The sequence below is a fragment of the Blastococcus sp. SYSU D00922 genome (assembly GCF_054050495.1).
Map to the genome: position 1 here is coordinate 101,615 of NZ_JBJGZL010000006.1, position 12,504 is coordinate 114,118.

Consider the following 12,504-nt stretch of genomic DNA (forward strand, 5'->3'; position numbering starts at 1 on the left):
CGGTGGAGCTGACCCCCGACGACGTCCGCGACGTCCTGCGGGTGCTCGACTCCAGCGGGCTGGCGGAGCTGCACCTGGAGCTGGCCGACCTGACCCTCACAGTCCGCCGCGAGGGAGCGGACGGCTGGACCGCCGAGCAGCGGGTGACGCGCGAACCGGTGCTGGAGAAGACGCCCGAGCCGGTGGCTGCGGAGCCCCAGGCGTCCACGTCGTCCCGCGTCGCCGACGGGCTGGTGGCCGTGCACCCACCCCTGCTGGGCACCTTCTTCCGGGCGCCGCAGCCCGGCGCTCCGCCGTTCGTGGACGTCGGCGACCGGGTCGACCACGAGACGGTCGTCGGCATCGTCGAGACCATGAAGATGATGACGCCGGTGCACGCCGGGGTCAGCGGCACGGTGGTCGAGTTCCGGGTCGGCAACGGCGAGTTCGCCGACGCCGACGCCGTGCTCTGCGTCGTGGACCCCGCCCGGGCCGGTGGGGCGGGTGGCTAGCACCGTGAGGCGGATCCACCGCCTGCTCATCGCCAACCGGGGCGAGATCGCCGCGCGGGTCATCCGCACCTGCACACGGCTGGGGATCGAGTCGGTCCTGGCCGCCTCGGACGCCGACCTGCAGTCCCTGCCGGCGCGGCTGGCCGACCGTGTCGTCCGGCTCGGGCCGGCCAACGCCGCGCAGAGCTACCTCGACCCGGAGGCCGTCGTGCGGGCCGCGCAGGCGGTGCACGCCGACGCCGTCCACCCCGGTTACGGCTTCCTGTCGGAGAACCCGTCCCTGGCGCGCGCCTGCGCCGCAGCGGGCGTGGTCTTCGTGGGTCCCACGCCGGAGTCGCTCGAGGCGGTGGGTGACAAGCTCACCGCCCGCTCGCACGCCGTGGCCGCCGGGCTGCCGGTCGTCCCCGGCGGCGAGGCCGCGGACCTCGCCGGCGCCCGGGCGGTGGCGGCCGAGGTGGGCTACCCCCTGCTGGTCAAGGCGGTCGGTGGCGGTGGCGGCCGCGGCATGAAGCTGGTGCGCGGCCCCGACGACCTCGCGCACACCCTCGACCTCGCCGTCTCCGAGGCCGCCGCCGCGTTCGGGGACCCGCGGGTCTACCTGGAGCGTTACGTCTCGTCGGGGCGGCACGTCGAGGTGCAGGTGCTGGGGGACGGCGAGCGGGCCGTCGCCCTCGGCGACCGCGACTGCTCCGTGCAGCGCAGGTACCAGAAGCTCGTCGAGGAGGCGCCGGCCCCGCTGCTGCCCGACGGGTTGCGCGCCGAGATGGCCGACGCGGCGCTGCGGCTGTGCGCTCACCTGGGCTACCGGGGGCTGGGCACGGTGGAGCTGCTGGTCGACCGCGAGCGCGGCACCTTCTACTTCCTGGAGATGAACGCCCGCATCCAGGTCGAGCACCCGGTCACCGAGATGATCACCGGCCTCGACCTGGTCGCCGAGCAGCTCGCCGTGGCCGAGGGTCTGCCCCTCCGGTTGCGTCAGGAGGACGTCGTCCTCACCGGGCACGCCGTCGAGTGCCGCATCAACGCCGAGGACGCCGCGCACGACTTCCGGCCCTCGCCCGGGCGGATCGACCGGGTGGTGCTGCCCGTCGGTGACGGGCTCCGCGTGGACACCCACGTGCAGAGCGGCTCCGTCGTCCCGCCGTACTACGACTCGCTGCTGGCCAAGCTGGTCGTCCACGGCCGCGACCGGGCGGACGCGCTGGCTCGCGCCCGCGCCGCGCTCGACCTCCTGCGGATCGACGGGGTGACCACGACCGTGCCGGTGCACCAGGCGCTGCTGGCCGACGCCGAGTTCGCCGCCGGGGGAGTGGACACCGCGTTCTTCGAGCGGTTCCTGGCCGGCCGTCTGGTGGGGGCGTCCTGATGGCCGACGTGGGACTGGTCGACGTGTCGATCCGCGACGGCAACCAGAGCCTGTGGGGGGCGACCGGGCTGCGGACGGCACACGTGGCGCAGGTCGCGCCGCTGCTGGAGCGGGTGGGCTTCCGGGCCCTGGACTACAGCTCCAGCACCGCCATGGGGGTCGCGGTCCGCACCCACCGGGAGGACCCCTGGGAGCGCCTGCGCCTGACCCGGGCCGCGATGCCGACGACGAAGCTGCAGTTCATCGGCACCGGGTTCCGCTTCATCAGCTGGCAGAACTCCCACCCGGAGACGATGCAGCTCGTCTACGACCGGCTCGTCGTCAACGGGATCGACCGGGTCGTCGTCCTCGACCCCATGCACGACATGGACGCCGCCCGGGAGACCGCCCGGCGGCTCAAGCAGGCCGGCGTGGACGAGGTCATCGGCGCGCTGACCTTCACGCTCAGCGTGGTGCACGACGACGCCTACTACGCCGACCTGGCCGGGCAGTACGCCGCCGACCCGAACTTCGACCGGGTGTACGTGAAGGACCCGGCCGGCATCCTCTCCGCGGAGCGGGCCCGGACGCTGCTGCCGGCGATCGTCGCCCGGCTCGGCGGCAAGTCGCTGGAGCTGCACTCGCACGCCACCATCGGGTTCTCCCCGCTGACGTACTCGATCGCACCGGACCTGGGCGTCGAGGTGGTGCAGGTCGGCTGCGGGCCGCTGGGCAACGGGTCGTCGCTGCCCGAGGCGCGTCGGACCGTCGCCAACCTGCGCGAGATGGGCCACCGGGTGGACGTCGACGACCGGGCGCTCGGCCTGGTCTGCGACTACTTCGAGGGACTGGCCGCGGCCGAGGGGCTGCCCGCGGGCGGCCCGCAGGACTTCGACGCGGCGTTCCTGCACCACCAGATCGCCGGGGGCGTCATGACCACGACCCGCCGGCAGCTGCGGGAGATCGGGATGGAGCACCGGTTCGAGGCGCTGGTCGAAGAGGTCGGCGTCGTCCGGGCCGAGCTCGGCCACCCGATCATGGTCACGCCGTTCCCGCAGATGGTCGTCTCGCAGGCGCTGTTCAACGTGATCGGCGAGGAGCGCTACGGCAACGTGCCCGACCAGGTCATCCGGTACGTGCTCGGCAGCTTCGGCAAGCCCACCGCGCCGGTCGACCCCGCGGTGCTGGACCGGATCCTCGACCGCCCACGGGCGAAGGAGCTCCAGGCCGAGCCGCCGCCGCCGACGCCGGCCGAGCTGCGCCGGCAGTTCCCGAAGGGCATCAGCGACGAGGAGCTGCTGCTGCGCGCGCACATGCCCGAGGAGCAGGTCGACGCGATGCTGGCCGCCGGCCCCGCGCCCCGGCACTTCAACCCGTCCCTGGCACCGGTGCTGACCCTGCTGGACGAGCTGGGCTCCCGGCAGGCCGTGCACGACCTCGCCGTGGCCAAGCCGGGGCTGCGCATGTCGGTCCGTCGAGCCCCGGGAGGGACGTCCGTTGCCTGACCTCGCTGTCCTCGACCGGCTCCGGCGCGTGCGCGGGTTCGTCCTCGACATGGACGGCACGCTGGTGATGGGGGACCGCAACAACCAGGGCATGGTCCCGCTGCCCGGCGCGTCGTCGCTGCTGGAGACCCTCCTCGAGCGCGGGACGGGGTTCTGCATCTACACGAACGGCACCGTGAAGACGCCGCAGCAGATCGCCGACGTCCTGGAGGGGATCGGGCTGCCCGTCGGCGCCGACCAGGCGCTGACGCCTGCGTCGACGGCGGTGGACGTCTTCCTCGACCGTGGCTACCGCCGGGTGATGGTGCTGGGCGGCAAGGGGATCACCGAGCCGCTGGAGGCGGCGGGCATCGAGACGGTGCCCCCGCTGCGGGGGACGCCGTGCGACGCGGTGATGGCCGGCTGGTTCCGGCAGGAGCTGACCTTCGACGCGCTCGAGGCGGCCGTCTTCGCGGTCTTCGACGGGGCGGAGATGTACAGCGCGTCCCAGTCCCTGTTCTTCGCGACGGCGGAGGGACGGTCGCTCGGGACGTCACGGGCGATCAGCGCCGTCGTCCGCGACATCACCGGGCGCGAGGCGACCGTCGTCGGGAAGCCGTCGCCGGCCGCGTTGCGGACGGCGGGGCGCCGGCTGGGGCTGGCGGCGGACGAGCTCGCGGTGGTGGGCGACGACCCGGAGCTGGAGGTGCCGATGGCCCATGCGGGCGGGGCGTTCGCCGTGGCCGTGCACACGGGCATCGGTCATGCGGAGTCCTTCAGCGACCTGCCCGCCGAGGTGCGCCCGCACCTGGACCTGCCCGACGTCGGGGCGCTGGCGGAGCTGCTGCGCGGCTGATCGGCCCGTTCGTGCGTGGACCGCGGACCGAGCGGGCACTACGGGCTTCCGACTGACGGTCCGAGCCGCAGGGGGCGCCGGTGTCCGCGCGAGAACCAGCTGAGATGGCCCAGGTCGCCGCCGAGACGGGGGCGAAGAAGACCCATCGGACGTGGGACCGGGTGCTCGTGAGCGCCTTCCTCGCCGGCGCCTACATCTCGTTCGGCGCGCTCGTCGCCATCACCGTGTCCTCGGGGCTGGACCCCTCGACGTGGGGCACGCTGCCGACCCTCTTCATGGGGGCGGCGTTCACGCTCGGCCTGGTCCTCGTCCTCATCGCGGGCTCGGACCTCGCGACCGGGAACATGATGCTGGTCCCGCTGAGCGCCATGCGGGGGCGGATCACCGGCGGCGACGTCGCGAAGAACCTCACGCTGGTGCTGTTCGGCAACCTCGTCGGTGCGCTCTTCGTCGCCTTCTTCCTCGCCGTGCAGACCAAGGTGATCGGCGACGCCGACTCGGAGGGCAGCGCGCTGCTCACCTACGAGCGGCTGGTGTCGATCGCCGAGGGGAAGACCGGGCACACCGCGTGGGAGACGTTCCTGCGCGGGGTGGGCTGCAACTGGCTGGTGTGCCTCGCCGTCTGGATGTCGCTCGCGGCGCAGTCCGTGTCGGGCAAGATCCTCGCGATCTTCTTCCCGGTGATGGCCTTCGTCGCGATGGGCTTCGACCACGTCGTGGCCAACATGTTCTTCATCCCGGCCGCCATCTGGGCCGGCGTCCCGGACACCGGCTGGGGCGACGCCCTCTACAACTGGCTGCTCGCCGGCTCGGGCAACCTCGTCGGCGCCGTCGTCTTCGTCGCGACGTCGTACTGGTACCTGTTCCTGCGCGACCAGCCCGCGAAGGCCACACCTGCGGAGGAGCCCGCCGAGCGCGCCTGAGCCCGGGGGCGGCTGTTGACGGAACGGGGTCGTGTCCTAACCTGGCGTCATCCCGGTGATGCCCGTCACACCGGGTCCACACGACTCGACGATGAGGACGATCGTGCACCCCACCTCCACCTCGGCGCCGCGCCGCCGCCGGCTCGGCGGCGGTCTCGCCGTCGCCGTCGCCCTGTCCGCCCTCCCGCTCACGGCCGGGCCGGCCCTCGCCGCGCCGCCGCCGTCCACGAGCTGGACGAATCCCGACCTCGGCCCCAACGTCACCGTCTTCACCTCCGACACCCCGGTCAGCGACATCCAGGCCGAGCTCGACGCCACCTGGGCCGCACAGAAGGACAACGAGATGGGCAGCGAGCGCTACGCCTATCTCTTCGAGCCCGGCACCTACGGCACGGCCGCCGAGCCCCTGCAGGCGAAGGTCGGCTACTACACCGAGCTCAGCGGCCTGGGTGCCGCGCCCGGTGACGTGGTGATCAACGGCAAGGCCGAGGTGTACAACCGGTGCCTCGAGAACAACGGCACCAGCAACTGCATCGCGCTGAACAACTTCTGGCGCACGCTGTCGAACCTGTCGATCGCCGTGAACTCCGCCGGCCAGGACGGCTGCCGCGCCTCGGCCAACTTCTGGGCCGTCTCGCAGGCCGTCTCGATGCGCCGCGTCGCCATCAGCGGCGCGAACCTGTCGCTGATGGACTACTGCACGGCCGGTCCCCAGTACGCCAGCGGCGGCTTCATCGCCGACTCGCAGCTGCCCTTCACGATCAACGGCTCCCAGCAGCAGTGGCTGACCCGCAACAGCTCCGTGGCCGGCTGGTCAAACGCGGTCTGGAACCAGGTGTTCGCCGGTGTCGAGGGCGCCCCCGACGACGCCACGTTCCCGGACCCGCCGTACACGACGCTGGAGACGACGCCGGTCAGCCGGGAGAAGCCCTACCTCTTCGTCGACCAGCAGGGCCGCTACAACGTCCGCGTCCCCGACGCCCGGACGAACACCCGCGGCACGAGCTGGGCCACGGGCCAGACCGCGGGCCGCACGATCCCGATCACCGAGTTCTTCATCGCCCGGCCGTCCACCTCGGTGCAGGAGATCAACAACCAGCTGGCCCGCGGCAAGCACCTGCTGCTCACCCCGGGCATCTACGACATCGGCAAGAGCATCGCGGTGAAGCGCGCGGACACCGTGGTGCTCGGCATCGGGCACGCCACGCTGACCGCCGCCGGCGGCGCCGTCCCGCTGACGGTCGCCGACGTCCCGGGCGTCGTCGTCGCCGGGGTGACGATCGACGCCGGGACGAGGACGTCACCGGCCCTGCTCCAGGTGGGCAAGCCGCACGGGAACGGCGGGAAGTCCGACCCGTCGAACCCGACGACGATCTCCGACGTGTACTTCCGCGTCGGCGGCCCGCACATCGGCAAGGCCGACGTCGCGCTGGAGGTCAACAGCGACGACGTCCTCATCGACCACACCTGGGTGTGGCGGGCCGACCACGGCGTCGAGGACTTCACCGAAGGCGTCAACGGCGACACCGACCGGTGGCGCACCAACACCGGCCGGGTCGGCGCGCTGATCAACGGGGACGACGTGACGGCGACCGGCCTGTTCGTCGAGCACTTCCAGGAGCACAACACGATCTGGAACGGCGAGAACGGCACCGTCGTCCTGTACCAGAACGAGCTGCCCTACGACCCGCCCTCGCAGGCCGAGTGGCAGGAGCCGGACGGCACGCTCGGCTGGGCCGGGTACAAGGTCGGGGACGACGTGCAGCAGCACCGGCTGTACGGCGGCGGCGTGTACGGCTACCAGCGCAACGCCGGCCCGGGCATCACCACCGAGAACGGCTTCGAGGTGCCCGAGACACCGGGGGTGCGGCTGCACCACGTCATGACCGTCCACCTGGACGGGCTCGGCGTCATCGAGCACGTGGTCAACGGCGTGGGTGGCCGGGCCGACCGCAGCAACCCGGGCACGCCGCAGTACGTCGTCGACTACCCGACGCCGTGACCCCCGGCTGAGCGCGGGCCGGCGGCGGGGACGCCCCGCCGCCGGCCCGCGCACCGTCGCGCGATGATCGGGTCGTGCGGCAGGTGCTGGTCCGGACGGCCGTCGTGATCGTCGTGCTGTTCACTCTGCTCGTGGGCCTGCTCTGGGCGTTCCAGCGCTCCCTGATCTACCTGCCCGACCCCGGGCCGGTGGGATCCGCCTCGACCGCGCTCCCCGGCGCCCGCGACGTACGGCTGGCCACGGAGGACGGGCTCGAGCTCGCCGCCTGGTACCTGCCCGCACCGGCCCCGGCGGCCCCGGCGGTCCTCGTCGCCAACGGCAACGGCGGTCACCGCGGGCTGCGGACGCCGTTGGCGCGGGCACTGCACGCCGAGGGGCTGTCGGTCCTGCTGTTCGACTACCGCGGCTACGGCGGCAACCCGGGCAGCCCCAGCGAGAGCGGTCTGGCCCTCGACGCCCGAGCCGCCCGGGAATTCCTGCTCTCCGAGGGGCGGGTGCCTCCCGGACGGCTCCTGTACTTCGGGGAGAGCCTCGGCGCGGCGGTCGCCGCCGGGCTCGCCGTCGAGCACCCACCGGCCGGCCTCGTGCTCCGCTCGCCGTTCGTCGACCTGGCCGCGGTGGGCCGCGAGCACTACCCGTTCCTGCCGGTGCGCGCGCTGCTGCGGGACCGGTACCCGGTGGCGGAACAGGTCCGCCGGATCCAGGTGCCCACCACTGTCGTCTACGGCAGTGCCGACGTGATCGTGCCGCCCGCCCAGAGCCGGGCCGTCGCGGACGCGTCCGCCGGGCTGCACCGGGTGGTGGAGGTGCCGGGTGCCGACCACAACGACCTCGTCCTGCTCGAGGGCGAGGCGGTGGTGGGCGCCGTCGTGGAGCTGGCCCGGCGGGTGGACGCCGACTGAGGTCAGCGCGGGGTGATCGACAGCGTGAGCCGCCGTCGGCCCTCGTCCGACCGCGCGGTGGCGATCCGCTCGGCCGACGGCGTCCCGTACTCCGTGGTGCGCTGACGGGCGGGCCGGCCGATCGCGGCGGCCATCGACTCCAGCTCCGCGATGGTCTTCAGCGAGCCGTTCTCGCTGCCGGCCATCCGGCTGATCGTCTCCTCCATCAGCGTGCCGCCGAGGTCGTTCGCCCCGCCCTGCAGCACCGCTTTGGTCCCGGCGTCGGCGAGCTTCACCCACGACGTCTGGATGTTGTGGATCCGGCCGTGCAGCAGCAGCCGGGCGACCGCGTGGACCGCCCGGTTCTCCCGCACCGTCGGGCCGGGCCGGGCGACGCCGGCGAGGTAGATCGGCGAGTTGTGGTGCACGAAGGGCAGCAGCACGAACTCGGTGAAGCCGCCGGTCACGTCCTGCAGCGCGGCCAGCGTGCGCAGGTGCGCGACCCAGTGCGCCGGGGTGTCGACGTGGCCGTACATCATCGTCGACGTCGTCGGGATGCCGACCTCGTGCGCGGTGCGGATGATCTCCAGCCAGGTCGCCGTCGGCAGCTTGCCCTTGGTCAGCACCCACCGGACGTCGTCGTCGAGGATCTCCGCCGCGGTGCCGGGGATGGAGTCGAGCCCGGCGGCCTTCGCCTCGGTGAGGAAGTCGCGGAACGACAGGCCCGTGCGGGCCGCGCCGTTGACGATCTCCATGGGGGAGAAGGCGTGCAGGTGGATGCCCGGCTGCCGCTTCTTCACCTCGCGCGCCAGGTCGAAGTACGCCGTCCCGGGCAGGTCGGGGTGGATGCCGCCCTGCATGCAGATCTCGGTCGCCCCGGCCGCCCACGCCTCGTCGACGCGGTCGCCGACCTGCTCCATCGACAGCGTGTATGCGTCGGCGTCGGTGCGGCGCTGGGCGAACGCGCAGAACCGGCAGCCGGTGTAGCAGACGTTGGTGAAGTTGATGTTCCGGTTCACGACGTAGGTGACGTCGTCGCCGTTGACGTCGGCCCGGACGGCGTCGGCCAGCGCGCACAGGTGCTCGAGGTCGGTGCCGTCGGCGCCGAGCAGCGCCAGGTACTCCGCGTCCGAGAGCCCGGCCGGGTCCTGCTCGGCGTGCAGCAGCGCCGCCAGCACCTCCGGGTCGCCCGCCGCGAGCGCGGTCGAGTGCCCGTCACGGGCGCTCTCCGTGCGCGAGCGGAGCTCCGACCAGTCGCCGTAGACGGCGTCGAAGTCGCTGCGCCGGTCGGTGGTGCGCCCGACGGTGTCGACCTCGACGTGCAGGTCCACCCGGCCGGACGACGTCCACGCCTCGTCGGGCTCCTGCCACGGCAGGCCGACCGGGATGCGTCCCTCGACGGCCAGCCCGTCGGGACCGGCCAGGGCGGAGACGTGCGGCCGCACCCGCGGGTCCAGCCACGGCTCGGGCTGCTGCACGTACCCCGGCTGGGCGGCCAGCCGCTCGCGCAGCTCGAAGCCTGCCTCGGCCGAGAGCGCCGCGAGCTTGTCGATGTTCGGCCACGGCCGCTCGGGGTTCACGTGGTCGGGCGTCAACGGGGAGACGCCGCCCCAGTCGTCGACGCCGGCGCGCAGCAGCAGTCCGAGCTCGGTGGAGTCCGACAGGTTCGGCGGCGCCTGCACGCGCGCCTTCGGGCCGAGCAGCAGCCGGCTCACCGCGACGGCGGCGACGTACTCCTGCAGCTCCAGGTCGTCGTGCGCCTGCATCGCCGTCCGGGGCTTGGCCCGGAAGTTCTGGACGATGACCTCCTGCACGTGCCCGTGCCGCTGCGCCGCGGTCCGGATCTGCAGGATCGCGTCGACCCGCTCGGCGTAGTCCTCACCGATGCCGAGCAGCACGCCGGTCGTGAACGGGACGGCGGAGCGGCCGGCGTCCTCCAGCACCCGGAGCCGGACGGCGGGCTCCTTGTCGGGCGAGCCGAAGTGCGGGCCGCCCGGCTCCGACCAGAGCCGGGTCGCCGTCGTCTCGAGCATCATCCCCATCGACGCCGACACCGGCTTGAGACGCTGGATCTCCTCCCAGGTCAGCACTCCCGGGTTGAGGTGGGGCAGCAGCCCGGTCTCCTCGAGCACCCGGATCGCCATCGCGCGCAAATAGCCCAGCGTCGAGTCGAAGCCGTGCGCCTCCAGCCACTCCGCCGCGACCGGCCAGCGGTCCTCGGGGCGGTCGCCGAGGGTGAACAGCGCCTCCTTGCACCCCATCGCCGCGCCGGCGCGCGCGATGTCGAGCACCTCGTCGGGGGAGAGGAACGGCGCCTTGCCCTGCGCGCGGAGCTGCCCGGGCGTCGTCACGAACGTGCAGTAGTGGCACCGGTCGCGGCACAGGTGGGTGAGCGGGATGAAGACCTTGCGGCTGTAGGTGACCACGCCCGGCCGTCCGGCGGAGGCCAGGCCGGCGTCGCGGACGCGGCCGGCGGCGGTCAGCAGCCGGTCCAGCGGCTCGCCCTCGCCCAGCCCGCGGGCGTGCAGCAGCGTCTCGGCCTCGACGGCGTCGAGGCTCACGCCGCGCTCGGCGCGGGTGAGCGCACGGCGCAGCGCGGACTCGGTGGGCGGTCCGGAAAGCGAACTCATCACCGACGACGCTAGTCCGCCAACGGATCCACGCGGGGACTCCCCTCGGACCAGGGGCCAAAATGGCCACTTCGGCCCTGCAGGGTCTAGACGTCGCGGCGGGAGAAGGAGAGCGCGGTCAGGCCCCAGATGACGGCGATCCACACCGCGGCCCAGACCAGGTAGGCCGGCGCCAGCGGGCCCTCGCTCAGGAACGGGAACCCGCCCTCGCCGGGGCCCATCTGCACCAGCGCGAACGGGTCCTGGAACGCGTTCATCGCCCCACGCCACAGCCCGTCGGTGGGCAGGATGATCCGCGACACGGTGCCCACGCGCTCGACGCCCTCGTTGCCCAGCGCGCCGCCGATGCCGCCGACCACGCCCGCGACCCACGTGGCCCCGAACAGCCCGACGGCGATGATCCCCGACGCCATGGGGGAGACGACGCTCGACAGGAGCAGCGCCAGGGTCAGCAGGACGACCGTCTGCGCGGCCAGCAGCGCGAGCCCGGCGGCCGGTGACGGCGGCCAGTAGCCCACCGTCACGCGGACGACGAGGATCTCGCCCAGGCCCGCCAGGATCACGTAACCCGCGCCGAAGCCGATCAGGCCCAGCCACTTGCCGAGCAGGACGGACGACCGGCGCACCGGGCGGGCGAGGATCGCCAGCGCCTGCCCCGATTCCACCTCGCCGGCGAGCGTGGGCCCCGCGAGGAACGCCGTCCCGATCGCCGCGATGAGGCTGAGCCCGAACATGATCAGGTTGAGCAGCAGCGACGCCACCAGCCGCGCCTCGCCGCTGGTCATCGTGCCCAGGTCGGACTCCAGGCCGACCAGCTTCGTGAAGCCCCAGGCGGACAGCGCGAGCAGCACCACGGTGAGCGCGAGCAGCGCCCAGACGACGCGGCGGCGCATCGCCTCGCGCAGCGTGAGGCCGGCCATCGTCAGCGCGGTCACGGTGTCACCTCCTCGTGCCGCAGGATGCCGAGCAGCCGTTCCTCGAGGCTGATCCGCACCGGCTCGACGGCGTGCACGCGCACGCCCAGGCCGACCAGGTCGCGCACGAGGTCGGGCACCGTGACGCCGTCGTCCTCCGACGCGAGCCCGACGGTGAACCAGTCGCCGCTGCGGGCCAGCGAGCCGGCGGCGCGCAGCCGCTCCTCGGCGCGGCCGTCCACCTCGCCCAGCCGCAGCCGCACCTCCCGCTGGCCCAGCAGCTCGGCCAGCGTTCCGGAGGCCGCGACCTTCCCCTGGTCGAGGATGACGACGCGGTCGCACACCCGCTCCACCTCGCCGATGAGGTGCGAGTTGAGCAGCACGGCGACGCCGCGGGACTTCAGCGAGAGCACCAGGTCGCGCACGTCCACACGCCCGATCGGGTCGAGCGCGCTGGTGGGCTCGTCGAGGACGACGAGCTCCGGGCGGGCGACCAGCGCGACGGCGAGCCCGAGCCGCTGCTGCATGCCCTTGGAGAAGCCGCCGACCCGGTCGCCCGCGCGCTCCGCCAGGCCCACCAGCGCCAGGCACTCCCGGCGCTCCGGGGCCGGGACGTCGGCGCGGGCCAGCTTCACGTGCAGGTCCAGCACCTCGGTGGGCGTCAGCCACGGCTGGTAGCGGAAGAGCTCGGGCAGGTACCCGACGGCGGCCCGGGAGCGGGGGTCGGACGAGCGCCGCCCGAGCAGCATGACCTCGCCGGCGTCCGGCCGGACCAGGCCCAGCAGCATCTTGATGACGCTGGTCTTGCCCGCCCCGTTGGGGCCGAGCAGGCCGAGCACCTCGCCGCGGCCGACGGTGAACGAGACGTCGTCCACGGCGGTGCGGCGCCCGTACCGCTTGCGCAGTCCCGAGCACCACACCGCCGGGGACGGCGGCAGGTCCGCGAGCGCGCCGGGGGTCACCCCGCGGACGGTAGCG

Annotated in this window: 10 protein-coding genes; 7 read left to right on the forward strand and 3 right to left on the reverse strand. The window is 73.4% G+C overall.

The features are described 5' to 3' along the window. Positions 1–2 precede the first annotated feature (2 nt). The 7 genes from ACI78T_RS10820 to ACI78T_RS10850 all read left to right on the forward strand — a co-directional run bounded on the left by ACI78T_RS10820 (position 3) and on the right by ACI78T_RS10850 (position 8,003). Positions 3–491: an acetyl-CoA carboxylase biotin carboxyl carrier protein gene (locus ACI78T_RS10820; RefSeq protein ID WP_456558098.1), complete on the forward strand. Its 489-nt coding sequence runs from the start codon at positions 3–5 to the stop codon at positions 489–491. Then, positions 484–1,857, forward strand: coding sequence for an acetyl-CoA carboxylase biotin carboxylase subunit (locus ACI78T_RS10825; protein ID WP_456558099.1), 1,374 nt, complete (start codon positions 484–486; stop codon positions 1,855–1,857). Before ACI78T_RS10820 ends, ACI78T_RS10825 begins: the two co-directional genes overlap by 8 nt. After that, positions 1,857–3,341: a biotin carboxyl carrier protein gene (locus ACI78T_RS10830; protein ID WP_456558100.1), complete on the forward strand. Its 1,485-nt coding sequence runs from the start codon at positions 1,857–1,859 to the stop codon at positions 3,339–3,341. Before ACI78T_RS10825 ends, ACI78T_RS10830 begins: the two co-directional genes overlap by 1 nt. After that, entirely contained in the window at positions 3,334–4,176 is an 843-nt protein-coding gene (locus ACI78T_RS10835) for an HAD-IIA family hydrolase (protein ID WP_456558101.1), read from the forward strand. The genes ACI78T_RS10830 and ACI78T_RS10835 overlap by 8 nt, the downstream gene beginning before the upstream one ends. Positions 4,177–4,256: 80 nt before the next feature. Then, positions 4,257–5,099, forward strand: a complete 843-nt coding sequence (locus ACI78T_RS10840) for a formate/nitrite transporter family protein (protein WP_456558102.1) — start codon at positions 4,257–4,259, stop codon at positions 5,097–5,099. Between the two features lie 91 nt (positions 5,100–5,190). After that, positions 5,191–7,101, forward strand: a complete 1,911-nt coding sequence (locus ACI78T_RS10845) for a hypothetical protein (protein WP_456558103.1) — start codon at positions 5,191–5,193, stop codon at positions 7,099–7,101. Between the two features lie 74 nt (positions 7,102–7,175). Next, a complete protein-coding gene (locus ACI78T_RS10850) occupies positions 7,176–8,003 on the forward strand; it encodes an alpha/beta hydrolase (protein WP_456558104.1) in 828 nt (275 codons plus the stop codon). A gap of 2 nt (positions 8,004–8,005) precedes the next feature. Here ACI78T_RS10850 and ACI78T_RS10855 read toward each other — a convergent pair whose 3' ends face one another. The 3 genes from ACI78T_RS10855 to ACI78T_RS10865 form a co-directional block, all read right to left on the reverse strand. Continuing rightward, positions 8,006–10,612: a bifunctional FO biosynthesis protein CofGH gene (locus tag ACI78T_RS10855; RefSeq protein ID WP_456558105.1), complete on the reverse strand. Its 2,607-nt coding sequence runs from the start codon at positions 10,610–10,612 to the stop codon at positions 8,006–8,008. An 86-nt stretch (positions 10,613–10,698) separates the two neighbouring features. Next, a complete protein-coding gene (locus ACI78T_RS10860) occupies positions 10,699–11,547 on the reverse strand; it encodes an ABC transporter permease subunit (protein WP_456558106.1) in 849 nt (282 codons plus the stop codon). Then, on the reverse strand, positions 11,544–12,488 hold the full coding sequence (locus ACI78T_RS10865) for an ABC transporter ATP-binding protein (protein WP_456558107.1): 945 nt from the start codon (positions 12,486–12,488) through the stop codon (positions 11,544–11,546). The genes ACI78T_RS10860 and ACI78T_RS10865 overlap by 4 nt, the downstream gene beginning before the upstream one ends. Between the last annotated feature and the right edge of the window lie 16 nt (positions 12,489–12,504).